26 protein-coding genes are annotated in these 25,771 nt (G+C 63.1%); 17 read left to right on the forward strand and 9 right to left on the reverse strand.

Annotation, left to right across the window (positions count from 1 at the left end; genetic code table 11):
* The first annotated feature begins 23 nt into the window (after window positions 1-23).
* Both E5720_RS09705 and E5720_RS09710 read left to right on the forward strand, forming a co-directional pair.
* Window positions 24-1,214: an LCP family protein gene (locus E5720_RS09705; RefSeq protein ID WP_210730039.1), complete on the forward strand. Its 1,191-nt coding sequence runs from the start codon at window positions 24-26 to the stop codon at window positions 1,212-1,214.
* Window positions 1,215-1,375: 161 nt separating this feature from the next.
* Window positions 1,376-1,930, forward strand: coding sequence for a ferritin (locus E5720_RS09710; RefSeq protein ID WP_136170497.1), 555 nt, complete (start codon window positions 1,376-1,378; stop codon window positions 1,928-1,930).
* Window positions 1,931-2,005: 75 nt separating this feature from the next.
* Here E5720_RS09710 and E5720_RS09715 read toward each other — a convergent pair whose 3' ends face one another.
* The 4 genes from E5720_RS09715 to E5720_RS09730 all read right to left on the reverse strand — a co-directional run bounded on the left by E5720_RS09715 (window position 2,006) and on the right by E5720_RS09730 (window position 5,077).
* On the reverse strand, window positions 2,006-2,917 hold the full coding sequence (locus E5720_RS09715) for a DUF5926 family protein (protein ID WP_210729985.1): 912 nt from the start codon (window positions 2,915-2,917) through the stop codon (window positions 2,006-2,008).
* A gap of 53 nt (window positions 2,918-2,970) precedes the next feature.
* Window positions 2,971-3,738 carry a glycerophosphodiester phosphodiesterase gene (locus E5720_RS09720; protein ID WP_136170498.1) on the reverse strand — a complete coding sequence of 256 codons (768 nt, stop codon included), beginning with the start codon at window positions 3,736-3,738 and terminating at the stop codon, window positions 2,971-2,973.
* Window positions 3,735-4,553, reverse strand: coding sequence for a DUF4328 domain-containing protein (locus tag E5720_RS09725; RefSeq protein ID WP_136170499.1), 819 nt, complete (start codon window positions 4,551-4,553; stop codon window positions 3,735-3,737). Before E5720_RS09725 ends, E5720_RS09720 begins: the two co-directional genes overlap by 4 nt.
* A 179-nt stretch (window positions 4,554-4,732) precedes the next feature.
* Window positions 4,733-5,077 (reverse strand): rhodanese-like domain-containing protein, encoded by a 345-nt coding sequence (locus tag E5720_RS09730; RefSeq protein ID WP_247596248.1) that lies wholly within the window; start codon window positions 5,075-5,077, stop codon window positions 4,733-4,735.
* 188 nt (window positions 5,078-5,265) lie between these two features.
* On the opposite strand from E5720_RS09730, the gene E5720_RS09735 reads away from it, so the two are divergent.
* Window positions 5,266-6,207, forward strand: a complete 942-nt coding sequence (locus E5720_RS09735; protein WP_136170500.1) for an LLM class F420-dependent oxidoreductase — start codon at window positions 5,266-5,268, stop codon at window positions 6,205-6,207.
* Here the strand turns inward: E5720_RS09735 and E5720_RS09740 are convergent.
* The gene (locus E5720_RS09740) at window positions 6,191-7,246 is read right to left on the reverse strand and encodes an acyltransferase (RefSeq protein ID WP_247596303.1); all 1,056 of its coding nucleotides are present in this window, start codon (window positions 7,244-7,246) and stop codon (window positions 6,191-6,193) included. The two genes, E5720_RS09735 and E5720_RS09740, sit on opposite strands and share 17 nt — an antisense overlap.
* Before the next feature lie 330 nt (window positions 7,247-7,576).
* On the opposite strand from E5720_RS09740, the gene E5720_RS09745 reads away from it, so the two are divergent.
* From E5720_RS09745 to E5720_RS09775, 6 genes are all read left to right on the forward strand, one after another.
* Window positions 7,577-8,200 (forward strand): superoxide dismutase, encoded by a 624-nt coding sequence (locus E5720_RS09745; protein WP_136170502.1) that lies wholly within the window; start codon window positions 7,577-7,579, stop codon window positions 8,198-8,200.
* 230 nt (window positions 8,201-8,430) lie between these two features.
* The gene (locus E5720_RS09750) at window positions 8,431-8,958 is read left to right on the forward strand and encodes a peptidase (RefSeq protein ID WP_136170503.1); all 528 of its coding nucleotides are present in this window, start codon (window positions 8,431-8,433) and stop codon (window positions 8,956-8,958) included.
* A 224-nt stretch (window positions 8,959-9,182) separates the two neighbouring features.
* Window positions 9,183-9,893 carry a TMEM165/GDT1 family protein gene (locus tag E5720_RS09755; protein WP_136170504.1) on the forward strand — a complete coding sequence of 237 codons (711 nt, stop codon included), beginning with the start codon at window positions 9,183-9,185 and terminating at the stop codon, window positions 9,891-9,893.
* A gap of 157 nt (window positions 9,894-10,050) precedes the next feature.
* Window positions 10,051-11,211: an ATP-binding protein gene (locus tag E5720_RS09765; RefSeq protein ID WP_247596249.1), complete on the forward strand. Its 1,161-nt coding sequence runs from the start codon at window positions 10,051-10,053 to the stop codon at window positions 11,209-11,211.
* A 59-nt stretch (window positions 11,212-11,270) separates the two neighbouring features.
* Window positions 11,271-12,269 carry a hypothetical protein gene (locus E5720_RS09770; protein ID WP_247596250.1) on the forward strand — a complete coding sequence of 333 codons (999 nt, stop codon included), beginning with the start codon at window positions 11,271-11,273 and terminating at the stop codon, window positions 12,267-12,269.
* Between the two features lie 97 nt (window positions 12,270-12,366).
* Entirely contained in the window at window positions 12,367-13,134 is a 768-nt protein-coding gene (locus E5720_RS09775; RefSeq protein ID WP_084348186.1) for an SDR family NAD(P)-dependent oxidoreductase, read from the forward strand.
* Window positions 13,135-13,280: 146 nt separating this feature from the next.
* On the opposite strand, the gene E5720_RS09780 is transcribed toward E5720_RS09775, so the two are convergent.
* The gene (locus tag E5720_RS09780; RefSeq protein ID WP_247596251.1) at window positions 13,281-14,888 is read right to left on the reverse strand and encodes a TM0106 family RecB-like putative nuclease; all 1,608 of its coding nucleotides are present in this window, start codon (window positions 14,886-14,888) and stop codon (window positions 13,281-13,283) included.
* A 168-nt stretch (window positions 14,889-15,056) separates the two neighbouring features.
* On the opposite strand from E5720_RS09780, the gene E5720_RS09785 reads away from it, so the two are divergent.
* The 6 genes from E5720_RS09785 to E5720_RS09810 all read left to right on the forward strand — a co-directional run bounded on the left by E5720_RS09785 (window position 15,057) and on the right by E5720_RS09810 (window position 19,589).
* Window positions 15,057-15,707: a DUF6474 family protein gene (locus E5720_RS09785; protein WP_136170507.1), complete on the forward strand. Its 651-nt coding sequence runs from the start codon at window positions 15,057-15,059 to the stop codon at window positions 15,705-15,707.
* Window positions 15,708-15,728: 21 nt separating this feature from the next.
* Window positions 15,729-16,247, forward strand: coding sequence for a hypothetical protein (locus E5720_RS09790; RefSeq protein ID WP_136170508.1), 519 nt, complete (start codon window positions 15,729-15,731; stop codon window positions 16,245-16,247).
* A 48-nt stretch (window positions 16,248-16,295) separates the two neighbouring features.
* Window positions 16,296-16,970, forward strand: coding sequence for a YcnI family protein (locus E5720_RS09795; RefSeq protein ID WP_136170509.1), 675 nt, complete (start codon window positions 16,296-16,298; stop codon window positions 16,968-16,970).
* Window positions 16,967-17,503, forward strand: a complete 537-nt coding sequence (locus E5720_RS09800) for a copper resistance CopC family protein (protein WP_136170510.1) — start codon at window positions 16,967-16,969, stop codon at window positions 17,501-17,503. Before E5720_RS09795 ends, E5720_RS09800 begins: the two co-directional genes overlap by 4 nt.
* A 5-nt stretch (window positions 17,504-17,508) precedes the next feature.
* Window positions 17,509-18,435: a CopD family protein gene (locus E5720_RS09805; protein WP_247596252.1), complete on the forward strand. Its 927-nt coding sequence runs from the start codon at window positions 17,509-17,511 to the stop codon at window positions 18,433-18,435.
* Between the two features lie 281 nt (window positions 18,436-18,716).
* Window positions 18,717-19,589, forward strand: a complete 873-nt coding sequence (locus E5720_RS09810; RefSeq protein ID WP_136170511.1) for a universal stress protein — start codon at window positions 18,717-18,719, stop codon at window positions 19,587-19,589.
* On the opposite strand, the gene E5720_RS09815 is transcribed toward E5720_RS09810, so the two are convergent.
* Complete coding sequence (locus tag E5720_RS09815) at window positions 19,590-20,186, reverse strand: hypothetical protein (protein WP_136170512.1); 597 nt, start codon at window positions 20,184-20,186, stop codon at window positions 19,590-19,592.
* A gap of 28 nt (window positions 20,187-20,214) precedes the next feature.
* Window positions 20,215-21,327 (reverse strand): GGDEF domain-containing protein, encoded by a 1,113-nt coding sequence (locus E5720_RS09820; protein WP_136170513.1) that lies wholly within the window; start codon window positions 21,325-21,327, stop codon window positions 20,215-20,217.
* Between the two features lie 259 nt (window positions 21,328-21,586).
* Between E5720_RS09820 and E5720_RS09825 the strand changes: the two genes are divergently transcribed.
* Window positions 21,587-22,069 carry a MarR family transcriptional regulator gene (locus E5720_RS09825; protein ID WP_136170514.1) on the forward strand — a complete coding sequence of 161 codons (483 nt, stop codon included), beginning with the start codon at window positions 21,587-21,589 and terminating at the stop codon, window positions 22,067-22,069.
* A gap of 4 nt (window positions 22,070-22,073) precedes the next feature.
* Window positions 22,074-24,044, forward strand: coding sequence for an MDR family MFS transporter (locus E5720_RS09830; RefSeq protein ID WP_136170515.1), 1,971 nt, complete (start codon window positions 22,074-22,076; stop codon window positions 24,042-24,044).
* Window positions 24,045-24,210: 166 nt separating this feature from the next.
* Here the strand turns inward: E5720_RS09830 and E5720_RS09835 are convergent, their stop codons facing one another.
* The gene (locus E5720_RS09835) at window positions 24,211-25,764 is read right to left on the reverse strand and encodes a succinic semialdehyde dehydrogenase (protein ID WP_136170516.1); all 1,554 of its coding nucleotides are present in this window, start codon (window positions 25,762-25,764) and stop codon (window positions 24,211-24,213) included.
* Window positions 25,765-25,771: the final 7 nt, after the last annotated feature.

The raw sequence follows: 25,771 nt of genomic DNA on the forward strand, positions 1-25,771 counted from the left end.
CACCTCCCGAGGGAACTCAAGTCATCCGTCGGGACGGTCGTCCACAGCAGCAGGCATGGTCCCAGGCGCCCGAGCCCGGCTCGGTGGCACGCCCACCGAATTCGACACAGCATCACCCGCGCCAACCCGACTGGGCCCCTCGCCAGACCCCACAGCCCTACAGCGAACAGGGGTACGGCGGGGAACCACCACGACGCAGGACCCCACCTCCCCCGCAACGCTCACCCAGGCGGCCGGAGCCGGCAAAACCCCCGCGTGTGCGCAGGAAGCGTCACTGGGGTCGCCGGTTCGGCCTTGTCTTTCTCGTATTGGCGCTGCTGGTCGGCGGACTTGTCTACTTCGTGGACAGCTCACTGACACGCGTGGATGCGCTGAGCAGCTACGATGGCCGCGTCGCCGACACCCCTGGCACCAATTGGCTGCTCGTCGGGTCCGACAGCCGCGCCGGCATGACGCCCGAGCAGGAAGCTGCGTTGGCGACGGGCGGTGAAGTAGGACCGAGTCGTACCGACACGATCATTCTGATTCACATACCCGAAGGCAGCGGTGCGACCACGATGGTCAGCCTGCCCCGTGACTCCTACGTCTCGGTACCGGGCAATGGGCAGGACAAGCTCAACGCATCGTTCGCTCTGGGAGGTCCTCCACTGCTGGTACAGACCGTCGAGGGTGCCACCGGGGTACGCATCGACCACTACGCGGAGATCGGATTCGGCGGCTTCGCCGGGATCGTCGACGCGCTCGGCGGTGTCGACGTCTGCCTCCAGTCCGCCATCGACGATCCGCTGGCCGGCATCAGCCTGCCTGCAGGCTGCCAGGAGTTGGCCGGATCCGACGCGCTCGGCTTCGTGCGTTCGCGTGCAACGGCCCTCGCCGACCTCGATCGAATGAACAATCAGCGTCAGTTCATGTCGGCGCTGCTCGCAAAGGCGACCAGTCCGGCTACCTATCTCAATCCACTGCGCATCTGGCCGTTGATGAAGGACACCGCCTCCTCGCTCAGCGTGGACGAGGGCGACCACTTCTGGAACCTGGCTTCGCTGGCATGGGCCATGCGCGGCGATCTCGTCACGACGACAGTGCCCGTCGCCGGCTTCGAAGACTCCGACGTAGGCAACGTCTTGCTGTGGGACAACGATCGCGCATCCCAATTCTTCGACGCACTGGCGCAGGACCGCCAGATCCCGCAGGATTTGCTGACAAGCGGTCCATGACCACCGAAATCTGCTGAGGACCCGGGTCCGAACGAGCGGAAATACGTCGATTCTTACGCAAGGAAAAGTAAAGAGTTAGGTAGATCTAATGTAGGCAACCGTGGCCTCAATAAGGCTGAGCTTGCATGACAATGCCCTCTGACCAGCCTATTCTCTACGACATGAGCGCTGACATCAAAGACACCACACATTCGAAATTTCACGCACTTCTGCGTGACCAGATCCGCAACGAATTCAACGCCTCGCACCAATACATTGCCACGGCAGTGTATTTCGACAATGCCGATCTCCCGCAGTTGGCCAAGCACTTTTACGCACAGGCCGTAGAAGAGCGCAACCACGCGATGATGATCGTCCAGTACTTCCTCGACCGCGACATCACCGTCGAGCTCACCGGCGTCGATCCGTCGAAGTCCGTCTTCACCGACGCACGCGAGCCCATCGCGCTGGCCCTCGCACAGGAGGAGACCGTCACCGAGCAGATCATCCAGCTCGCGAGCACGGCTCGCGAAGAGGGTGACTACGTGGGCGAGCAATTCATGCAGTGGTTCCTCAAGGAGCAGGTCGAGGAGGTTGCGAGCATGACGACGCTGCTCAACATCGCTGACCGCGCAGGCCACAACCTGTTCGATCTGGAGGAGTTCGTCGCCCGCGAGATGAGCACTCCCGCAGCACCGGACACCAGCGCACCGCGACCTGCAGGCGGCTCCCTGTAGAAACCTCAGACGCGCTCTACCGAATGTGGAAGCTATGCCAGCGGCATAGCTTCCACATTCGGTTTCAGCGCAATGTCAGCGCAGAGTCACCTGACGGCCACGAAGCCCATCTCGCGAGCGCAGCTGCTCGGACGTCAGAGGGCCCTCCACCGTGAGTGCCTCGTTCAACTTCTCACCGAATGTCACGGCCGGCAAAGACCACTCGGTCGGATGCATTTCGGGATCGAGATCGAACACCGGAACCAACAGGCCGTGCGCACGGAACGAACCGGCGTACCGCGAGCCTTCACCCAACGTCAGATCCCCTGCCGCATGCAGGCGAGCGAGCGCCAGCATCAGATCGTCCTCGCTCTCCGGGCGAACCCACCGCAGATGTGCCTTGGCTCCCGCATCGACCCACCACGCAGCGACGAGACCGTCGCCTTCCAGACGCGCAGACGGCATGATCGCCTGGTTGGCGCGTTCCACCGTCGCAGCCACATCGGGCGCGGGCTCGAGGCCCTCCGGCAGCCACCAGTTGAAATCCTGGTACACGGTGATGTCCAGTTGCGCCGACGGGTCGAGGACCTCTGCCAGTGCAGGCGTGTTGCCGTCCGGAGTCGACGCATCCAACGACTCACCCGGTGCGGCCTGCCGCGCCCACTCCAGAGCGCTCGCCAAGTCGGCCGCGATATTGGGCGAATGCGCCTGTACCTGCAGACCGACGAAACCACTCACCCCCGAATCCGATTCCCGGACCAACGCGGCAACCGCACCGGGGAGCACCGTCGCAATGGTGATCGTCCGACCGGACGCATCCACCGGCGCCACCGCCGTCGCCGACGGAACGAACTCGCGCATCGCGACGAGATCGCACTCGGCCGCCACACCCTGGAACGGCCGAACCGGCGCCGCCTCCAGACTTGCGCGCTCGGCTTCGCGTGCAGCTATCAGCGCTGCACGATTACTGCCCTGTTTCGGGCCACTGTTTCTTTTGCTCTTACCCACGCCCGAAACCTACACGTCGGACCGCTCTCAGGGTCACTCCGCAGGCTCCGCTCCTAGTAGGCGTCGAGCCAAGCCCTCGTACGGCCAGGATTGTTCGTCGCGATCCAGCTGACACCCAGATCGCGGCACAGTTGGACGTCCTCCCTCTCTTCGACAGTCCAGCAGTACGTCGCACGACCCGATGCTGCAGCTCGATCGACGATCCACGGGCGCTCGCGCAAGCTCCTGATCGACGGCCCGATAGCCGTGGCGCCGACCGTCGTCGCTGCGCCGCCGCCGAGATAGTACGAGGACTCACCCAGCAGGACCGTGGGCAACAGCGGCGCGAACCTGCGCACTCGCCATACCGCGGTAGGGGCGAACGACATGATTACCGCCCGCGAGAAGTCCGCGGACGCTGGTTGTGCCAATCCGTAGCGATGCAACTCGGCGAGGACCTTGTTCTCGATGAGGCTGCCGTACCGGACTGGATGCTTCGTCTCGATGAACAGCTTGGTCGGCTTGCTCGTCCAGTCGAGGACCAGTTCGATCAGGTCGCTGAGAGTGAGCAGTTCTGCCGGCTCCAAATCGTCGCCGTAGTCGAACGCTTTGAGCGCCTCGAGGTGTAGTTCGCTGACGCGGCCGGATCCGGTGGATGTCCGGTCGACTCGGCGATCGTGGACGCAGACGATGTGGCCGTCACGAGTGAGTCTGACGTCGCATTCGAGGCCGTCGGCGCCTTCACGCAGGGCGAGGTCGTAGGCGGCGAGCGTGTGCTCCTTCTTCTCCGCGGACGCACCGCGATGCGCGACGACGAACGGGTCTCGACGGCTCGGGCTCACCTGGCCGTGACTTTCTCATCACTTACCGCAGATTCGGATCCGGAGGGGATTGGCGCAGGTTCCGAGCTGCCGACGGAGATGACCCAGCGGGTCGGGGCTGCGCGGTCGGTCCCACGGAGGCCCTGGCTGTCGATCCCGCGAATGAGGAGGAGGGTCGAGAACGCTACGGCTGCGGCGACGACTGCCCCCACCGCGGACAGCAGCACTCCGTCGGCCTCGGCTTGCAGGGAATCCCGAAACCGCCACAGCGTCACAGTGAGTACGAGGGCCCAATCGAGGACCCAGACTGCCCACCAGATTCGAACGAGCGTCAGAAGTTTCGTCCGTTCGATGCCGCCTCGAATGTCGACCAGTTCGGTCAGGTAGACGCCCGGCATCGCCAGGGACAGAACGGGGACGAGCGATCCCAGATACATCGTCGTCGCTCTTCGAGGGTCGCGGCTGCCTGCGCGGGCGAAGTATTCGCCACGGTGCACCACCAGCCAGGACACAGTAGCCACGGCGGCCGAGGCTCCGATGATGATCGAGGCAACTTCGGCGAACACCACCAGCGCGTCCGAGGCTATGAGGACTCTGGGGTTCACCAACCGTGTTCGGTTGTAGAGCAGAATTCCGTATCGAAACAGTTCGGCGACGCATGCCAGCGCCAACAAGGCCAACGTCAGCGTCAGCAATCCGGGCGCCGATTCGGCCCAACGCTCGCGCCGAGAGGGAATGTCCGACTTCTTCGGCATCGGATTGTCGATCAGCCCCCATCGGGGAATCTGCTCGTACCGGGGGGTGGCGGCAGCCTGAGACGCGACAGGATTCTGCACACGGGGAGATCTACTTTTGGGCCGGCGCGCTACCCAGCGGAAGTTTCGAACACCCTGGGCAGGGGCGTGCGTCGATACCGGGGAAAGCAAGACTCCATGGCACCGAGGACACCACACCGCAGGTAGCGTCCCGACGGGCCATCGAGTGGCACAGCGCGCGCAGACCTGAAATGCGGACACTAGAGGATTCTCGCCTCGGCGCCGTCGTCACGTACGACTGGGCGACCCGCTGCGTGCCACGCGTCCATTCCGCCATCGACGTTGATCGCCTCGTAGCCGATCCGCGCTAGGTATTGGACCACCTGCATGGAACGTCCACCTACTTTGCAGACGACATACAGGTCGGCATTCTGATCGATCTCATCGAGCCGTGACGGGACTTGGTTCATGGGAATGTGAAGCGCTCCCGGTGCGTGACCGTGTTGCCATTCATCGTCTTCGCGGACATCGAGTAGCACAACCGATCCGGTGGTTTCCACTGGAAGTTCGGCGGCGGGCACAGAGGACAGATCCGAGGCTGACACTCCCCGATCTTGTCACGGGTCCCGCGAACACTGCCACCCCCGTGGATTCTTTGGGCCCGCGGCGCAGGTTATCCACAGTTTCCACAGGCTCATCCACAGGAAAAAGGCTCGGTGTCGGTTTCTATCCACAAGCGCCAGCCTTCGGTCTGTATCGCTCACTTGGCGCCCGCAGCTTCTAGCATTGGGGCATGGTCACACCGACAGTCGAACTCCGCGTCTTCACCGAGCCACAGCAAGGTGCGTCGTACGACGACCTTCTCCGTGTGGCGCAAGCTGCAGAGCGCGCAGGTTTCGGCGCCTTCTTCCGCTCGGACCACTACATGGCAATGAACTCCGACGGCCTCCCCGGACCTACCGATGCGTGGATTACGTTGGCGGGCATAGCCCGAGAAACGTCGACGATCAGACTCGGAACATTGGTGACGTCGGCGACATTTCGCTACCCAGGTCCATTGGCGATCAGCGTCGCTCAGGTGGATGCCATGAGCGGTGGGCGCGTCGACTTCGGCTTGGGTGCGGGGTGGTTCGAGGAGGAGCACAAGGCGTACGGCATTCCGTTTCCCTCACTCGGTGAGCGCTTCGACAAGCTCGAAGAGTCTCTGGCCGTCATCACCGGGTTGTGGGAAACGCCGTCGGGAGAGACGTTCTCCCGCGACGGAAAGTACTATCCAATAGTCGATTCGCCTGCTCTACCGAAGCCGGTGCAGTCCCCCCGTCCACCCATTCTCATCGGCGGCGGCGGCAAGAAGCGGACCCCGGCACTTGCCGCGAAGTATGCCGACGAGTTCAACATTCCGTTCGCTTCCCTCGCGGACACCGACGCGCAGTTCGGTCGGGTGCGCGATGCTGCGTCGACCGCGGGTCGGGACCCGAGTTCTCTGATCTATTCCACCGCTCTCGTCCTGTGCTGCGGACGGACCGAAGAGGAGATCGCACGACGTGCGGGGGTCATCGGGCGCGAGGTACCGGAGCTGCGGGAGAACGGCCTGGCGGGCAGCCCCGCCGAACTCGTCGACAAGATCGGTCGGTACAGCGAACTCGGCGCCGGACGGGTGTATCTCCAGATGCTCGATCTGAGCGATATCGATCATCTGGAGCTGGTGGCGTCGGAGGTCATTCCGCAGCTTTGACCAGAGCTCCGCTGCCACTACGGAAACGCATATTCAGCCATCGCGCCGCCGGAACCTCGACCCACCGGTAGACCACTTCCGAAACGACGGCCGTGACGCCCAAGAACACAATGACCGCGCCGGTGGGGCCGGTGAGCGTGACCACGTTCTCGTATACCCGGTACAGGATCAGTGTGTGCACCAGATAGATGGCGTAACTACGCGTGCTCGTCCACCGCACCAGCTCCCAATGTGCGATTCGGCCGTCGTAACGTCCGAGTAGAAGGACCGTACCCGCCACCACGATGATGGTCCAGAGGTATTGATCCCCTGCCCAGTAGGCGTGAATGTCGGTCGCCAATCGCACCACCTCGGCCTGGGCGAGAACGGCCACTACGACCCATCGCCACCCGATGATCTTCGCCCAACCCAGATAGATGATCTGTCCGAGAAACAGCGTCGGCAGCGTGGCCGCGATCTTGGACAACATCGGTACCGACCATGGCTGCGGGATGTAGAGGTTGTAGATCAGTACCACCGCGCACAGCGCTGCGCCTGCAATCGGAACGAGGACCGGCCGCGCCCGCAGGACATCTCTGGCCAGGATGCAATAGAGGTAGAACAGCAACTGAACCGTCAGCGTCCAGGTGACGCCCAGCACCGCGACCTCGGGTTTGAGGAAAAATCCACCGAGAACGAAGCTGAGCGCGGCTTCACCGTCGGTGATGCCGTCCTGGCCACTGAACATTCCGTTGATTCCGAGCCGGACCAGAACGATTGCTGCCGCGACGGCCAACCACAACGCCGGGACCAGTCGTGCGAGCCGACTGACCATGAAGTCCCGACGGGATTGGCGCATCGCCGATCGGGTGACCAGCAGACCTGTCAACATCATGAAGACGGCGACGCCGACGAAGGACAGGTGCTGGTTGAGCCCGGCCTCATCGATTGCCACGCGAGTGACGACGTCGATGACCCACCAGCCCTCGCCGCGGTCGTCGATCAGGTAGAACGAGATGTGGGAGTACAACACCGCCACAACGGCGAGGAACCGAAGCAGGTTCGCGCCGGTGAGTTCGACGCGCGGCGCGCATACCTGTTCGGCGCCAGTGAGGGTGTCGGCATGCTTGCTCGACCTGCGCAAGGAGACCACGCGGGCAATCTTAGGTTCCCGTTCATCTGATGGACGAATCGTGGCGCAAACCCGTGACCTCGCCGTGACCTGGAGCTGTTGGTGCACACACCGGAATTTATTCCGAAAAGGGGTCCGCGATTACAACGGTTGCGCTAGGGGTACTAATGAGATTGGGTTGAAGCCTACGAATGATCCGAAGTAGGACGAGCGCGCCTGAACCACGGAAGGCGCGGCGTCGATAGAGAAGGGAAACACGTGTCCGAGTACACACTGCCCGACCTTGATTTCGATTACTCCGCCCTCGAGCCCCACATCTCGGGCGAGATCAACGAATTGCATCACTCCAAGCACCACGCCGCATACGTCGCAGGCGCCAACACCGCGATCGAGAAGTTGGCTGCGGCTCGTGAAGCCGAAGACCATGGCTCCATCTTCTTGTTCGAGAAGAACCTCGCGTTCCACCTCGGTGGACACGTCAACCACTCCATCTGGTGGAAGAACCTGTCCCCTAACGGTGGCGACAAGCCCGAGGGCGAACTGGCGGCAGCACTGGACGACAAGTTCGGTTCGTTCGACAAGTTCCGCGCACAGTTCACCGCGGCAGCCAACGGCCTGCAGGGCTCCGGCTGGGCCGTCCTGGGGTACGACTCCCTCGGGAAGAACCTGCTCACTTTCCAGCTGTACGACCAGCAGGCCAACGTCCCGCTGGGCATCATCCCGCTGCTGCAGGTCGACATGTGGGAGCACGCCTTCTACTTGCAGTACAAGAACGTCAAGGCCGACTACGTCAAGGCCTTCTGGAACGTCGTGAACTGGGCCGACGTCCAGGCACGCTTCGAAGCAGCGACGTCGAAGACTCCGGGGCTCATTTTCCCGTAATTTTCCTCTGCACAGAGTGCTGAACGAATTTCCGCATAACTGGGCCATTCTCACCGCGGTAGCGGAGAGGGTGGCCCAGTCTTGTTTTCCGGTATCGACAAAAAATTGTTAGCACTCACACCGTCTTGTGTGCCAGTACATTGCTGATCCATGCTTCTCCTACCCAACGTGGTGTACCTGGGACCGCTCTGCCGAGCAGAGCGGCTGGAACGACCTTAGGGAGCTACGTGATGGACGATCGAGTACTCATCGGTGTAGCTCCCTTTCATGCCGGCGGCGAGCTCCGCGGGTTCGTCGTCTCGGGCCGGTGGCCGGACACCACGAAGGAATGGGCTCAATTTCTCGTACTAGCCGTTCGTGTCGCCTCCATGCCCGGCCTGCTCGGAACGTCCACGGTGTTCGGCGTCCGTGAGGAGCTTCCCGACGACCCGGAGCCGGGAAGCATAGGTCTCGTCGTATCCGAGGGACCGGTCATCGGCGAGATGGCCGTCACACCAGGCAGGTTCGCACTACACCAACCGGCGGCGCTGTTCATGCTGCATCCGCCGTCGGAAACCACTCCGACGCTTCCCGAATGCGCTGGAGCCGCGTCGGGTTGCGTGCTTCTTCCCGGCCTCCCACATCTCGGCCTGGAACATCGCGCGGCCTGGGTCGAGGCAGAGTCCGACGGGACTGTCACCTCGTTGGTGAGCAGGATCGGCCTCGACCCGATCAGCGATCCCGACACTGCAGTTTTGGCAATGCTTCTCGCCTCCTGACGGCTCCCGTACAGAAGTCTTCGGGCATCCAAACTTAGTGCAGCAATGGACATTTCGCGCTTGCTCTCCTAGTCTTGCCCCAGCGAAGGGGAGTAGCCCCCAATCACTGTGTCGACATACTGGTTTCACGCTCCGGCGGCGTGGCCCGGCATAGTGAACCGCCTCGGACAATCCGGCGGTGGGCGAGACCTTCGGTCATCCAACCGACCGAGGAGTCCTCCTACGTGCTGTCCGCCCTGCTTCTGAGTTTCGTGGTCATATTCATCGCCGAGCTCGGTGACAAGTCTCAACTCATGGCCATGACTTTCGCGCTGCGTTACCGCTGGTACGTCGTCATCGGTGGAATCACGGTCGCCACGACCGTCGTCCACCTCGTCTCCGTTGCCGTCGGCCACTTCCTCGGCCTGTCCATCCCGACGAATCTCATCGCGGTGCTCGGCGGTATCGCATTCGTGATCTTCGGACTCTGGACGCTGCGCGGTGACTCGTTGTCCGACGACGAAGGCCAGAAAGCCGGTCGCGTCACGCGGTCCGCATTCATGGCCATTGCGTCGGCATTCCTGCTCGCCGAATTAGGCGACAAGACCATGCTCGCGACGGTCACACTTGCCACGGACAACAACTGGATCGGTGTCTGGATCGGCTCGACCATCGGGATGGTTGCCGCCGATGCGCTCGCAATCGTGCTCGGCGCCGTACTCGGCAAATACCTGCCCGAGAAGGTCATTCGGATCGCCGCATCGGTGCTGTTCTTCGTCTTCGGGGTGTCACTGCTGCTCGACGGGCTGTTCCCCGGTACCGCTGCCGCATCGATCGGTGCGGCAACTGCCATCGCGATATCCGCAACGGTCATTACTGCTGTGACTCTGATACGTCGCCGTCGAGCGCGGGCGTCGCTGATATCAGAACGAGTAACTGGTGTGCACGAGAGGTGAATTGCCCCATACACTCCCGAATGGAGGGTGTATGGAAAGCACAAATGGGTCTTCAGGAGTGGAGCCCGCGGAACGACCCAGTGGATCAGGAGTGGAGCCCGCGGAACGACCCAGTGGATCAGGAGTGGAGCCCGCGGAACGACCCAGTGGATCAGGAGTGGAGCATCGGTCGCTGGATCGATTGCTGCGCATGTTCGGACGGTTCGTCGGTACCGGATATGTAATCTATTTCGCGCTGCTGTTCTCCGAGCTGATGCGGACGGCGAGTCTGACGGCGTGGTGGTGGTCCCCGTTTGCCGGGGTCGCGGTGTTCGGTTCCGGTGTCCTACTGGGTCTGGCGACGTTTCTGACCGATATCCGTTGGACTCGGCTCGCGGCGGGCGTGGCTGCGATCTCGTACCTGGTCGCTATCTGCACATGGATCGTGGCGTGGGACTGGATCTCGTTCGATGTCGCTGGGCTCTATTTGTCGGCGTTTCCTGGTCTTGCGGCTCTCGCTGCTTCGCTTGTGTGGCGTCCGGGTGTGGTGGCTGTCTATCTGGTTACCGTGGTGTTGGTCATTCACTGGTCCAATGCGCGTGTTCGGCAACCGTTCGTCGAGTCGACTTTGTTCGCTGACATCGCTTTCGCCATCATGTTCTGCACCATTTTCGTTGCCGCTTTGCTCGGTGCTTTGCGCACGGCACGGATTCTCGATGCCACCATCACTGCGGCTCAGGCGAATGCTGCGAGTGCCGCTGCTGGGGCGGCCCGGGCCGTCGAACGGGAGCGGTTCGACGCGCTCATTCACGACGGAGTGATGTCTTCGCTGTTGTCGGTGGCACGCCAGGGCCGTACCGAGTCCGTGGCGAGGCAGGCCCGGGCGACACTCGACCAGTTGGATGCGTTGCGTAGCTACTCCGTCGACAGTTGGTTCGACAGGGTGAACGCGGTCGCGTATCTGCGCGCGGCAGCTACGGACGCCGACGAGTCCGTGTCGATCGAGGTCGGCGGCACGTCCGAACCGGGCACGACGTATCCGGCCGAGGCTGTTCGCGCCACTGGGGCGGCGCTGGCCGAGGCGGTGCGCAACAGTGTCAAGCATGCAGGCAAGGGGGCTATTCGGATGGTGTCGGTGACTGCAGAGTCCGGTCGGCTTGCAGTGTCGGTGTCCGATGACGGCGTCGGATTCGACCCTGAGTCCATCCCACCGCATCGGCTGGGGGTCGCGGTGAGCATTCATGGTCGGATGCGGCAGCTCGACGGTGGGTCTGCGGTTGTCCTCAGCGCGGCCGGTTCTGGGACGACGGTGCATCTCCAATGGGAAGGGCTCGCGTGAAATATTTTCGATGGCCTTCTCACGGTCCGGAACGTCAGGACGTTCGCGACCTGCTTGGGATGCGTACGCGCACTGCGTATTTCATTGTCCTACTGTTCTCCTCGGCCTGCCTGATCAGTGCCGTGGCAACGGTACCACCGGGGGCGAATTTCATTCCGTTGGCGTTGGCGGTCCTGATCAATGTGGTCAGTTCACTGGTCTTGCTTACCGCACCGGGAGATCCACTCCCCCTGCGCTATTCGTACCCATTGATGCTTTCCGGACCTGCCGCACTGTGGTTGGTCTTCGCGGCGATATCCGCCCCGCCGACCAATCCGTTGCAAACGTGGCCGCTCGGCGCATCGGTGGCTATCTACACGTTCATGTGCGTTCGAGGCAGGACGTTGCTGGCCTGGATCGGTCTCATCTCGCTCATCGGGTCATCGGTACTCTGGGCCGTGATGCGTGGACAGGGCGCGGCGTACGGGTTGTCGTTCAGCCTGATCAACGCGGCACCGCTGCTGATGTCGACGTTCTTCGCGTTCACCATTCGTCCGCTTGCACGGTCGATTTTCGAACTACGACGCCAATCCACGATGAGGATCGCGGCCGAGGCCGCTGCGTCGGCGGTCATCGAGGAACGTGACGCGCAGCTGGAACGTCTGGACGAGCTTGCTCGGCCTCTGCTCGAACGGACGGCGGCCGGTCCAGACCTCGAGCCCGATGAAGAATTGGCCTGTATTTTGCTCGAGGCCGATCTGCGAGATTCTCTTCGCGCTCGCGGGCTCCTCGACTCTAGGCTTCGGGAATCTGTTCGAGCGGCGCGTATCCGTGGCGTCACGGTGGTACTTCTCGACGATCGGTCCGACGCTTTCCTCGCGTCGGAGATTCGTACGGCCATGACGACGTCGGCAGTGGAGCATATCGATCGAATCGAGAGTGGCACTGCAACAGTACGATTGCTTCCTGCCGGCCGTGAGGTCTTGGCGACCATTCTCGTCGACGCCGAGCAGACGTACCGAGTCGAGTATGCGCCTGACGGCTCGTCGACGACACTCGACGAGGATGCGCTTCGCTGACTCGGCCCCTCCTATCGCCGCGTCGCGAACGCCCGCCGGTTATGGTGCTCACGAGGCACGGGCCACATCGGGCCGCCAACAGCGAAGGGATTCGTCAGTGGAGATTTCGGGAACAGCAGCGCTGGTCACAGGAGGCGCGTCGGGCCTGGGGGCTGCGACGGCCAAGCGTCTCGCCGATGCGGGCGCCACGGTATTCGGCCTCGATCTGGCACAGTCCATCGAGCGCGCAGGCGACAGCGTCCCGGCCGGGGTGACGTTGATCCCTGCCGACGTCACGAGCGAGGCCGAGGTCGAGGCGGCTCTGGACAAGATCGCTGAAGCGGGCGTGCCGCTCCGCATCGTGGTGAACTGCGCCGGCGTCGGCTGGGCAGGACGCATTCTGTCCAAGAAGGGCCCGCACGACCTGGAGCTCTTCCGCACGGTCATCACCATCAACCTGCTCGGCACGTTCAACGTCATGCGCCTGGCCGCCAATCGGATCCAGTCGCTGTCCACGGTCGACGATTCAGGTCAGCGTGGTGTGATCGTCAACACCGCGTCGGTGGCAGCATTCGAAGGCCAGATCGGACAGATCGCGTACACCGCTTCCAAGGGTGGCGTGCACGCGATGACGATCACCGCAGCACGCGACCTGGCTCAGTTCGGTATTCGCGTCAACACGATTGCACCAGGCATCGTCGACACTCCGATGCTCGCAGGCGTCACCGAGGAGTACCGCAAGGGCCTCGAGGCGAGCGTTCCGTTCCCGTCCCGCCTCGCTCAGCCATCCGAATACGCACAGTTGGTGCAGATGATCGCCGAGCACGATTACCTCAACGGCGAGACAATCCGCATGGATGGCGCGATTCGTATGGCTCCGCGCTAATTCGATCGCTTCAATGGTCCACTCATACGATTAGATGGCTACAGGGTGACATTCAAGCGGTGGGCGGAATTTCCCCCCATCGCTTGAATGGTCCACTCATACGATCAGATAGCTACAGGGCGACATTCAAGCGTCCGAGCCCGCGGTCAAACCGCCGCGCGCAACGATTCGAGTGTCGGGATCTCGATTTCCGCTCGATCGCTCATCCATTCGCGGAGCACCTTCGTTGCCCGGACGTCGTCCTCGTTGTAGACCAACAGGCGTTCGCGCTGGGTCGCATCAGGTTCGGCGTCGTAGCCGACGGCCTCGCGGTACCACCCCATCGATGCCTCGCCACCGGCCTCGGCGTCACGCCATTCGAAGCCTGCCACCGGTGCAATCTTCTTCAGTCCCTTGCCATTCGGGCAGATGAACTGATCGCTGACGGCCTGATAAATGTCGACCCACTGCTCGCTGTCGATGAACTCCCGAATCTCCGCCTCGGTCGGTACTCCGCTGATGTCGCCGAAGCGTCGAGCAGAATCCAGTAGCCACTTGTCCTCGGCCGCCCGCGAATAGCAGTACGCCGCGAACGTCTTCCCGCGCGCGGCAGCGTCGGCCCGCTTACCCATGAGCCAGGCCCAGAATTCGGCGAAGGAACGACCCTCGTCCACGGTCGGAAGGGGATCCCAGGTCACGAAGCCGCGGTACTCCGCCGGCGGCCCGCCCTTTTCGGTCAGCAGCGTGCCCCACATGTAGGCGCCGTGTTCTTGGTAGCTCTCCATATCGACGTCGACCTCGACGTCGGCGCGGTGAACCGTGACCTCGTCCGTGCGACGCAACAGGGGTACTCCGGCTCGCCAGGCGGTCGCAGCTGCCACGGCGTCGGTGAAACTGCCGAACGGCCAGTTGTCGGGCTCGGGGCCGGAGAAGTCGGCCAGTTCGTCGATGGTGAACACACCCTGTTCACGCAAGGCGTCGGCGCGCATGCCCGACGCCACCAGGCTGACATCTCGATTTGCGACCAGTTGCGGACGGCAATCCGTCCACCACGGGCAGGATCGGCACTCGCTCACTTGCGAAGGCACGGTGAAGCTCTCTCCCTGAGCGACGGAGAGCCGGTCGAGAAATCGGGCGTCGTACTGGTCGAACACGGTGGTCAGATCATGCACGAGGACGCATTCTGCGCGGTAGCCGATTGCACCACCGTGGGCGTTCGGGCTGGCGATGCCCTCGAAGTCGAGCATGCGGTAGAGGTGCGCGAGACGCAGTTGATCGCGGAGTTGGCTGCGGACCTTCCGCGTCTCGTCCACCGCGGGTGACCATTTGTTCAACGGTGACGTGCGCGCCCCGCGACCAGGGTCGGTGACCTTGTGATTGACCACGATGATCGGGATGTATTCGCCGTCGACGGGATCGAGCATCAAAATCTCGCTACGGCCGCGTCGTCCGGTCGTTCGTTCGATCGGCAGGACGGCATTCCAGATCCATGGCACGCGGCGGCGGCACGCGGCCATTGTCAGTTCCGATGCGGTGCGGGCATCGGGTGCCTCGATCTCGACCCACCCGTCCAAGGTCTCCGACAATGTGGATCTGATGTCTTCGCGCTGCGCGCGGGCTGCTTCACGGCGTTGTCGAACCCCTGGGTTCTCCGGTTCCTGCCGGAGCAGCGCCGAGTAGGCCGTGTCCAGATACAACCGGTGTCTGCATCGCGTCAGCGACCCGGCATCGATGAGTACCGATGTCCCTCGTTCCACTGCGCGTCGGCTCGTCACGCCCCGAGCCTATGTCCCCGTACCGACAGCATTGACACCGAGCGATGACGAGACGGTGCGAAGTGCAGGGCGCAGATGTTCTCGCAGCCATCCGTACCGATAGGCTGTGTCAAGCAATTGTGCGCGCGCCGCGCCGAACCGCCGAAGTTGACGTAAGGGGCCTTGTCGATGGGTTTGTTCCGTAAGCGCAAGGGTCGTGCCACTCGTAGGGCCGAAGCCAAGGCGCTCAAGCACAAAGCGACGTTGGAAGCGAAGTTCGGCGCCAAGAACGAACGCAAGCAGCTGAAGTCGATCGCGAAGGCACAGGGCAAGCTGAGCGCGGTGGAGGCCAAGTCCTCGAAGAACGTCGAGAAGGCTCAGGTTGCGGCCCTGAAGGCGCAGCAGAAAGCTGCGATGCAGGGCAAGTTCTCGGCGGCTCAGGTCCGCAAGTACATCGGTATTGCGCGGGTGCTGATTCCGGTACTGACACCCATCGTCTACCGAGGTGCAGCGCTTGTGCGCGGCAAGCTCGACGAACGCAAAGCCTCACAGCTCGGCATCAATCCTGCCGAGCTCGGCCAGTACACCGGTTACGGTGCCAAGCTCAGCGCCCGTATCGCCGGTGCCGAGAAGTCGCTGGAGAGGGTCACCTCCGGCTCCAGTGATGCCGAGACGACCAAGTTCGCCGACGCCATCTCGCAGCGACTCACCGACCTCGGCACCGCTGTGCGCACGTCCGAGCAGATGCCGGCACCGCGTCGCAAAGCTGCCCACAACGCGATCTCGGCCGAACTCGACGGCATCGAAGCAGACCTGCTCGCCCGCCTCGGCGTCCGCTAGCACCCGAATTCACCGATCCTGATGACCGCACCGGCAGCCTCACTCCGGGGCGGAGCTGTCGGTGCCCTGACGGTCACACTCGCCGTCGCGGCCCACGGCAGCGCGGGCGGTGGTTATCCGAGCGGGTCGGCATTGATGTTCCTGTTGGTCGTCGGTGTGGGTGTGGGTGCGCTCGCGACGATGCCCGCGCCGGGAATGGTCCGTCTTCTCGGTGGGCTGATGATCGGGCAGTTCGCCGCTCACTTGGCGCTCGCGGCCGGAAGCCCGCAGGAGATGACGCACAGCCACTCGGTGCTCCCGAGTGCGTCGATGCTTGCCTTCCACCTCGCGGCCTCGACCGTTGCGGCAGTTCTCGTTTGCACTGCCGAGCGGTTGTACGGACCGATCACCTCGATCGTGCGCGCAGTTCTCGACCCACCGCTCCCCCTTCCCGACGCGTCAGTCGGTGGGCACGTTGGTGCGGTCGGCTTCACGCTGTCTCCGCAACACCGATTCACGACGTCGATCTCGAGGCGTGGGCCACCCGATTCGCAGCGGTAAGCGAGTCGAAGAGATAGGCCCACACACCCTTTCGAAAAGGAATCCTTCATGAACAGCTTCATTCGTCGTGCCTCGATCATTGCAGGCGCCGCTTCGTTGGCACTGGTAGTAGGGACAGGCGCGGCTTCGGCGCACGTATCGGTTGTTGCGCCGGGCGCCGAGCAGGGCGGGTACACGGTTCTGACGTTCCGCGTACCGACCGAATCCGACACTGCCGCAACGACGTCGGTGAAGGTGGAATTGCCGGGTCTGAACTCGGCACGCACACAGCCCATTCCGGGATGGACGTCGACGGTCGACAAGAACCCTGAGGGTCTCGCCACTTCCGTGACCTGGACGGCAAGCCCCGGATCCGAGGTCGGTCCGGGACAATTCCAGCAGTTCCTGCTCTCTGCAGGCCCATTGCCGGAGAAGGAGACGGTCAGTTTTCCGGCAACGCAGACCTACACAGACGGCAAGGTCGTTGCCTGGAACGAGGAGCCTGCTGCCGACGGCAGTGAGCCGGAGTACCCGGCGCCGTCGGTGACTCTCGCGGCCGCTGATGCTTCCGGCGACGGGCACGGGCAGGCAAGTGCGGCGGCGACCAGCGCGGACACCGCGGAGGCGAGCACCGAATCGGAGTCGGACAACACGGCCCGTTGGCTGGCAGGTGTCGCACTCGTTCTCGGTGCACTCGGCGCGGCGCTCGGAATCGGTGCAGCAGTGCGGGGACGCCGGTCATGAGGAAGCTCGTCGTTGCCTTACTCGCAGTGTCGGCGCTGATTCTCGGTGCTCCGATCGCGTCGGCGCATTCGATCGTCACCGGGTCGAGCCCTGAGGAAGGTGCCGATATCGCAGCAGGACCTGCTCAGGTGTCCATCACCTTCAACGAGGCGCCGCAGTCCCAGTTCGCGACGCTCAATGTGGTTGGGCCCGATGGCAACTTGTGGTCCAAGGGCGATCCACGGATCGAGGCGCAAAGCATCGTCGTCGACGTCGGCGAGCTCGGTCCGGTAGGCCGGTACACGGTGGCATACCGGGTGACCTCGGCCGATGGCCATCCCATCAGTGGGACCCGTACGTTCACTCTCACCCAGGAGGGATCGGGCACACCTGGTGCGGCCGCAGACGCCGATGCGGGTGCCGATGCATCTTCGGAGTCCGACGGGGTTCCGCTGTGGCCGTTCTTGATTGTCGGTGGGCTGGTGTTCGGCGGTGCTCTCGCCTACGCACTGCGTAAGCCGAAGGACGAGCGGAAGCCGAAGGAGAGCAGCTGAACGTAGTGCGCGAGTTCCACCGAAGGTGGATGTTCGCGGCGGCGGTGTCGGGGATCCTCGGGGTGGGTGCAGCCTGGTTGCTCGCCCATCCAGAGGGCCCGGATCCGTCGGCGGTGGTCCGGGTGCTCGCCGATTGCCTCGGAGCCACTGCGTTGGGTCTCGCGCTGCTGCGCACCGAACTGTTCCCGGTGCGCAGCAGGCCGACGGTATGGCGGCAGGTCGCTGCCGTCGGAGGTTTGTGGACCGTCGCCGAAGTCGCATTGTTGGTCGATGCCGCTGCCGAGTCTTTCGGCGGCGGCATCACTGGGCTTCCGATGGCGCAGTTCGGTACTTATCTCACCGACATCACCGTCGGTCGTCTTGGCGTCGTGACGGTGTTGTGCACTGCGATCGTGTCCGGTTACGCGCTGCTCGCCTATCGACGCGGGAGTGATGTGTCCCCGATACCCATCGTGGTGTTCACCGTGATCGCGCTCGTTGCGCGGCCGATCACCGGTCATATGTCGCAGCAATTGTTCGGCGGATTGTTCGCCGCGGTGCACACGGTTGCGGCTGCGGTGTGGCTCGGGGTCCTGGCAGCAATGGCGGCGACTCTTCGGGCGAAGGGCGCATGGGCGACGACGCTTCCGATCTACTCGCGGCTCGCCTGGTGGTCGGTGTGGATATTGACGGTGAGTGGCTCGGTGAATGCAGCGGTCAGGATCGGCGGGTTCGGCGCCCTGTTGGACACCGGTTACGGACGCATCGTGTTGGCGAAGACCGTCGTCCTGATTCTTCTCGTAGTGCTCGCGCGCCGAATTCGGTTGACCTGGCTCGTGTCTGCCACAGCGCATCGAACGAAGGCAGACGAGTCGGTCGTCCGCGCGGCAGTGCACGTATGCGTCGTTGCCGTCGTGTTCGGTCTCGCGGCGGCACTCGCCACGACAGCATGACCACGGCCGCTGGGATCGGATGTGCTCCGAGATGTCAACCCTGACACTGCCTATGTTCGACGGTCCGGAAAGTGCGAAAAGTTTTACAGCACGGGCATTCTCGTTGGTTCCATTGCTCACATAGCTGCTCGATCACGGCCCTGGAGCGCATCCGACGGGCTAGGCTCGAAGTGTCCGAAAGCCCATATATCGGGGTCGAGGAACAGCGGTGTCGGTGACACCTGGTCCAGTCGGGGGCTGGGACACGGCGCCGAGTGAAGCTATGAAGGAGCGAAAACCTTATGAGCACTGTGTTGCCTGTGGTTGCTGGAGTCGACGGGTCGCCTGCCTCGCTGGACGCGGCGGTGTGGGCAGCGAACGCCGCGAAGCGCCGTGGCTTGCCGCTACTTCTGGTGTCGGTCACGCCGGTCTCGCCCGGTGTTCTCAGTGTTCTGGTGCCGTTGCCGCAGGGGTTCTACGACGACCAGCGCCAGTTGACGACAAACGTGTTACACGAGGCTCTCACGCGGGTACGCGCCGAACTTTGTGACGACGCGCTGGTGATCGAAACGAAGGCCGTCACCGGAATGCCGGCGGCGGAGTTGCTGGCGTGCTCGAAGCAGGCCGCAATGATCGTCACGGGTACACGTGGGCTCGGGGAGCTGACCGCGGGGTTGGCCGGCTCGGTGAGCTCGGCACTGATCGGGCATGCGGGGTGCCCGGTCGTGGTCATCCACGGCGGTAAGCCACAGTCGAATGCCAGTGCAGGCCCGGTAGTGGTCGGAGTCGACGGCACCGACAACAGTGTCCCGGCAGTGGCAGCAGCGTTCGAGGAAGCATCACTGCGTTCGGTGGACTTGATTGCGGTGCATGCCTTTTCGGACGTGCTGTTGGCGTCGTGGTTCGAGGACGACTGGGTCTCGATCGAAGAGGCGGAGCGCGCGGTGCTCTCCGAGCAGCTCGCCGGCTACGCCGATCGGTATCCGGATGTGCAGGTACGTTCGGTGGTATCGAAGGACCGTCCGGTGAACTCTATGCTCGAGCACGCCGACCAAGCGTCGCTGATCGTGGTCGGCAGTCGCGGGCGGGGTGGATACATGGGCATGTTGTTGGGTTCGACCAGTCGCGCGATCGTGCATACCGCCGAAGTGCCGGTCATGATCGTCCGGCACTGACTACAAGTGTTGGTGACGAAGGTGTTCGAGAAACTCTCGACGAGAGTCGCGGCCGGCCTGTCGTTGTCGAGCAGAGGCATCGAGGTGGGCGCGTAAATCGATGTACCAGCGGCGGGTCGCAGTGTTGATGTGATCGGCCAATGTCGTCAGTTGTGTCAGGGTCGCGGTGATGGTGGCATCGACGTTGTCACCGCGGAGATGATCGCCCGAGATCGTCAGCACGAACAGCGGCCCAGCACGGAACAGATGGTGCGAGAGGACGCCGTGAACACTTGCATGAAACGGCGGTGAGTCCGCGGGGCGATAGTTCCACAGAAAGTGCGGGCCGGTGACAGCGATATCGACGACCACCCGGGGTCGGTGGTGGGATTCGCCGTCGGCAGTCTGGACGACGGCGTCGCCCGGTCGGGATTCGGAGAGCTCACTGCGACGGGGTACGCCCAGTGGTTCGAGAGCGAACTCGGTGCATACATGGTCGATGGCGGCGGCGGGGTCGGCCATGAAGCGGGCCTCGTCGATGTTCTCCAATGCCGCGTGGGCAGATGCGAGGCGTTCCCTCAGGAACTGCTCGAGATCGTTGTTCTGAAGTCCGCCCACGCACTGATCATGCCTCGAGTTCGCGCCATCACTCTTCGGGGCTCCGCGCTTCGGTCGTCCGCTTCCTGGCATCCGATGCGTACTCACAGTCGTGGGGGCAGTAGAGGGTGTCGCCACCTGCGTGTTTGGCTGCATACATCGCGGTGTCCGCGCGGGTGTAGACCATGTCGAACGTGGCGACGAGATCAGACGCGTCGGTGTGCGCAACTCCGATACTCACGGTAACTCCCGGATGCAATTCTGGGGCCAAGCGTGCCTGCAACTCGTCGGCCTGCGCGATCACGTCGGCCGGGTCGATGTGAGTGACCACGGCGAATTCTTCACCACCGGTGCGCGCAGTGACAGCCGGAGGGCCGAACGCCGCGGAAATTGCACTCGCGACGGTGCGCAGCACGGCGTCACCGTGAGCATGGCCATGTCGATCGTTGACGGCTTTGAAGTCGTCGAGATCGATGACCATCACCGTCACCACCCCCACCCGATCGCCGATCTCGGTAATCGCAGCGGCGAGCCCTCGCCTGTTGCGGAGTCCGGTCAATGGATCGAAGAGCGCTTTCGACGCCTCCCGGCGTAGCACCAGCAACAGGACGTAGGAGAACGTGGGCGCAGAGAACAACAACAAGATCAACAGAACGAGATATGCGCACGCGACGACGGCGTCCCCACCTGGTTCGGCCAGTGCCCGCGCAAACAGGACTCCTACTACTACTGCAGACCCAGCCTGGTGGGCGACGATCATCTTGGGACTGTGGAAGGCGGCGATATAGCCACCGTTCACGGCAAGTCCGGCCGCGCACGGCAACGCAACGAACGGGTCGGCGAGCATCAGTAGCGCTGCGGCAATTCCTACTTCGATGACGGCTACGAACAGACGTGAGTAGGTTTGGGTTGGCCAGGGTCCGCGCACCCACAATGTGCCGAGCACTATCCCGATGGCCGCAAGGCAGTAGGCCAAGCCCCGCCCCAACCCGTCGGGCACTCCTGCTGGAGTGAAAGTCGCCAGGACGCACAGCACGGTGTAGAGCCAGCACCAGGTTCCCAGTGCGATGCGCGCGTGCCGCAGAAGCGGATTGGACCGCCGGTATTCCACGGTCCAGGTGTGGTCCGCAGGTTGAGACCACCATCGTGCGAACGAGAACATACTCGGGAGAGCCTTTCGTACGAGAGGTTCGGTTACTACAACCCGCAGTGGGCCGACCCCCTCGTCAGCAGCAACGCACCTCATTGTGACAGAGACAGGGACGAACGGTCCGATAGCGGTGAGCCACTCGGTCGGGTGCGCAACCGGACACTTTCACGCAACTGTGACGAACACTATTGGTGAAACAGTTGTTTACCTCAAGTATTTATCTATATGGTTGCGTACAGCAAGTAATTGACATTGACCCGTTGGAGTACTCATGGCAGTAGCCACCACCACAGCAGAAGCGCTCGTCGAAGAGGTTTTCCTGTTCGCTCGCACTCTGCGACGGGCCGTGACCACCGGAGATGAAAGCTCGCCTCTGCCGCAAGCCTTGACTGGAGTACTCACCATTCTCGCGACAGAAGGCGAATGCCGCCAGACCGACCTCGCCAGCAGACTGTGTGTCAGCCAGTCGGCGCTCAGCCGACAGATCGCAGATCTCGTCGAGCTAGGTCTTATCGACAGAAAGCCCGACCCCGACGACAAACGCGCCTCACGTGTGTGTGTTTCGGCAGAAGGCCGGCAGAAGTTGACGGCGATCTGGGACGGCCGCGCCCGGCGACTACGGGAGTTGCTGTGCGATTGGAGTGAGGGTCAAGCACTCGACGCACTCCATTCGATCCGCCGACTCAACAACACCTTTACCGAAGACGCGCTCGTTCAGCATGACGCAGCGCACTTGAAATTGATTGCGAGATGACCCTATGACCACAGGTACCGACGCTCCGCCAGCAAAGGCAGTGGCAGATCCGGACGCGATGACCCACCGGCAGGTCCTCGAGGCCCTCACCGGTCTTCTCGCCGCATTGTTCACCGCACTGCTGAGTACGACCATCGTCGCGACTGCACTACCCACCATCATCGGTGACCTCGAAGGTTCGCAGACTGCGTACGCGTGGGTCATCACCACCGCACTACTTGCCAATGCCGCGTCGACCCCCATCTGGGGCAAGCTCGCCGACCTCTTCAACAAGAAGGTGCTCGTCCAATCGGCGATCGTCATCTTCGTCCTCGGCTCGATCCTGGCGGGCTTCGCGACCAATGTCCCGATCCTGTTGGCTGCCCGCGTAGTTCAAGGCATCGGCATGGGTGGCCTGACGGCACTCGTCATCGCGATCATCGGAACCATCGTCTCCCCGCGTGACCGTGGCCGCTACTCCGGTTACACCGGCGCTGTGATGGCTGTGTCCATGTCCGGTGGCCCGATCCTGGGCGGCGCCATCGTGGACAGCCCCCTCGGCTGGCGCTGGTGCTTCTTCGTCTGCGTGCCTTTGGCAGTCGTCGCCCTCGGTTTGCTGCAAAGAACACTGCACATCCAGACAGTCCGCAAGCAGAATGTCTCCATCGACTGGCTCGGCGCGCTCCTCCTCACCGCAGGCGTATCCGTTCTCCTGGTGTGGGTTTCGTTCGCAGGCAAGGCCGACTACTACGCCTGGTTCTCGCGTGAGACCGCAATGCTCGTCGGTGGTGGCCTACTACTCCTCGTGCTGACAGTTTTTGTCGAATCACGACACTCGTCACCGATCATCCCGCTCAAGATCGTTACCGAGCGCACCACCGGGCTGGCGATCATCGCGTCCATCGCAGTCGGCGTCGGCCTCTTCGGAGCGACCACGTTCCTCGGACAGTACTTCCAGACCGCACGCGGCTACTCCCCTACCGATGCCGGATTGCTCTCCATCCCCATGGTGTTCGGCATGCTCGTCGCCTCCGTCGGATCCGGGCAGTTGATCACCCGTTTCGGGAAGTGGAAGCCGTTCATCGTCACCGGTTCGGTACTGCTGGTCATCGGGTTCGCGCTTCTCGGCACCATCGACCACGAGACCAACCTATGGACCGTCGGTATCTTCACTACCATCGTCGGACTCGGCACCGGCATGCTGATGCAGAACCTCGTTCTCGCCGTTCAGAACACGGTCAGCGTGCACGATGTCGGCGCGGCATCCTCGACCGTGGCATTCTTCCGTACCTTCGGTGGAGCAATCGGCGTCTCGGTTCTCGGATCGCTCCTGGCGACCCGAGTCGCCGAGAAGTCCGCTACAGGACTTGCTCAGCTGGGCGTCGACACCTCGGGTGGCAGCGGCGGATCTTCGTTGGACCTCGACGCGCTACCGCCGCCGGTCGCTCTGGTTATCCGTACCGCTTACGGTGACGCAACAGGGCGTATCTTCCTCGTTGCAGGATTCGTCGCCATCATCACGTTGATTGCAGTCCTACTGATCCCGAATCGTCCGCTACGTCAGACCATCGACATCGCTCAGGCTCCCGAGCCCGGTGAGCAGTCAGCCGAGATCCCGTCGTTCGGCGCGGCTCGTGAATACTTGGTATCGGAGGTCGAAGAACGCGATGTCAGCGGGCGTCACGAGGCACCAGCAGGATCGGTACCGTTCGAGGGACTGAGTGTCGACGCACGTGATCGTCTGCTGGCGCTGCTGCTCCCCGAACCCCAGGACACGCTCGAAGCGCTCGACGAGGCAGAAACCATTCGCGCTCAGGTCGTCACGCTGCAGCAGCAACTCGACGCCGAAGTGCTCGATTTCGATGCGGTGTGCGAGCGACTCCGTCGCTTCGGGCTCACCGAAGATCAGATTGCACGAGTGCTCGGTGACAGTCACAATCCCGATCCTCACCAGAATTACGTGAGTTCGGCACCGAACGGCTACCGCGTCAACTAGTTCACGAAAGAGTAAGGGCCCCAAACCATCCGGTGTGGGGCCCTTACTCGTACGGCATCAGGAGTCACGCCCGGACCTCGCACCCTTTTTACCGACCTACGCGCCACATTCACGTCCGAGCGGGGGCGCGCGGTTCACAAAAAGGGTACGAGGTCAGCAAAAAGTACTACCGCCCCGGAATGTACTGCAGAGCCTTCACGAACGCAGGCATGATCTTCGCCCAGAGCTTCGGGGAAATTCCGCGCGGCCCACCGAGGTTGAGCAGCCGCGTCGTCGCGACCGTCTGCGATTCGGTGTACTTGAGCAGCCCGTCAGGCCCATGACGACGACCCATGCCGGAGACTCCCATGCCGCCCATCGGGGCACCGGTCGATCCCCACGCCGGGGCGTAACCTTCGTCGACATTGACAGTTCCCGAGTGCAGACGCACGGCGATCGCCTCACCCTGCGCTTTGGTCTTGGCCCACACACTGCCGTTCAAACCGTAATCGGTGTCGTTGGCCTTGGCGATGGCTTCCTCGACGTCGGCGACGGGGTAGATGGACACGAGTGGGCCGAAAGTTTCGTTAGCGGCGCACTCCATCTCCTCGGTGACGCCGGTGAGTACGGTGGGCTCGTAGAACAGCGGTCCGACATCGGGTCGCGCCTTGCCGCCGGCAATCACTTTGGCGCCCTTGGCTTTGGCATCGTCGACGTGTGCCGAGACGGTCTCGATCTGGTCCTTGGAAACGAGGCTCCCCATCTCGATACCGAACTCGTAGTCGGCGCCGAGTGACATGTTGCGGACGCGCTCACCGAATGTGGCGGTGAACTCGGCGGCGATCGACTTCTCGACGTAGATCCGCTCGATCGCGATACACAGCTGGCCCGAGTTGGAGAAGCAGGCGCGTACTGCCGCGTCGGACACGGTCCGAAGGTTGGCGCCCTGGGCGACGATCATGGCGTTCTTGCCGCCGAGTTCAGCGGAGAAACCGATGAGTCGACGCCCCGCCTGCTCGGCAAGCAATTTGCCCGTCGCGCTGGATCCGGTGAACATGAGGTACTCGGTGTTCTCGACGAGGGCAGTACCGACGACGGAACCGGGCCCGGGAACAACGGCGAGCAGGTCACGCGGCAGGCCGGCCTTGTAGAGCAGTTCGACGACGGCGAGGGCGCAGTAGGGCGTCTGGGAGTCGGGCTTGAGTACGACTCCGTTGCCTGCCAGCAGGGCGGCGATGGCATCGGATACCGCAAGAGTCATCGGGTAGTTCCACGGCGAGATGACGCCGACGATGCCCTTGGGCTGATAGTGGACGGTGGTCTTCGTCAGCACAGGGAGCATGCCGGTGACGCGTTTGGGCGCCAGGAGCTTGGCTGCCACACGGGCGTAGTGCCGCGAGGTCATCGCGATGTCCAGCACTTCTTCTTGAGCGGCGGCACGGGACTTACCGGTCTCGGCTTGAGCCATGTCCATCAGCTCGTCACGATGCGCCAACACCAGGTCGCGGTACCTGTGGAAGATTTCGGCTCGCTCGGACACCGGGCGTTTCGCCCACGCCTTCTGCGCGATGCGGGCCCGCGCGATGGCGTCGGTGGCGTCGGTGGCGGTACCGACCGGGATGGTCGCCAGTTCCTTACCCGTGAACACCTCGGTGATCGACTTCGTCGGGCGGTCGGCGGCATTGGGGATTGCGATGAGTTCAGCGAGTCTGGAGAAGGTCGCAGTGGACGGAGCTGGCATTTCGGTT

Origin of the sequence: Rhodococcus sp. PAMC28707, from assembly GCF_004795915.1 — a bacterium.
Lineage (GTDB): Bacteria > Actinomycetota > Actinomycetes > Mycobacteriales > Mycobacteriaceae > Rhodococcoides.

Bases quoted from the DNA above. Each gene is read 5' to 3' on its own strand.
- E5720_RS09750 (WP_136170503.1), top strand. From the start codon at position 8,431: ATGGACGATCGAGTACTCATCGGTGTAGCTCCCTTTCATGCCGGCGGC.
- E5720_RS09825 (WP_136170514.1), top strand. From the start codon at position 21,587: ATGGCAGTAGCCACCACCACAGCAGAAGCGCTCGTCGAAGAGGTTTTC.
- E5720_RS09830 (WP_136170515.1), top strand. From the start codon at position 22,074: ATGACCACAGGTACCGACGCTCCGCCAGCAAAGGCAGTGGCAGATCCG.
- E5720_RS09820 (WP_136170513.1), bottom strand. From the start codon at position 21,327: ATGTTCTCGTTCGCACGATGGTGGTCTCAACCTGCGGACCACACCTGG.
- E5720_RS09770 (WP_247596250.1), top strand. From the start codon at position 11,271: ATGCGTACGCGCACTGCGTATTTCATTGTCCTACTGTTCTCCTCGGCC.
- E5720_RS09810 (WP_136170511.1), top strand. From the start codon at position 18,717: ATGAGCACTGTGTTGCCTGTGGTTGCTGGAGTCGACGGGTCGCCTGCC.
- E5720_RS09735 (WP_136170500.1), top strand. From the start codon at position 5,266: ATGGTCACACCGACAGTCGAACTCCGCGTCTTCACCGAGCCACAGCAA.
- E5720_RS09785 (WP_136170507.1), top strand. From the start codon at position 15,057: ATGGGTTTGTTCCGTAAGCGCAAGGGTCGTGCCACTCGTAGGGCCGAA.
- E5720_RS09800 (WP_136170510.1), top strand. From the start codon at position 16,967: ATGAGGAAGCTCGTCGTTGCCTTACTCGCAGTGTCGGCGCTGATTCTC.
- E5720_RS09790 (WP_136170508.1), top strand. From the start codon at position 15,729: ATGACCGCACCGGCAGCCTCACTCCGGGGCGGAGCTGTCGGTGCCCTG.
- E5720_RS09795 (WP_136170509.1), top strand. From the start codon at position 16,296: ATGAACAGCTTCATTCGTCGTGCCTCGATCATTGCAGGCGCCGCTTCG.
- E5720_RS09835 (WP_136170516.1), bottom strand. From the start codon at position 25,764: ATGCCAGCTCCGTCCACTGCGACCTTCTCCAGACTCGCTGAACTCATC.
- E5720_RS09710 (WP_136170497.1), top strand. From the start codon at position 1,376: ATGAGCGCTGACATCAAAGACACCACACATTCGAAATTTCACGCACTT.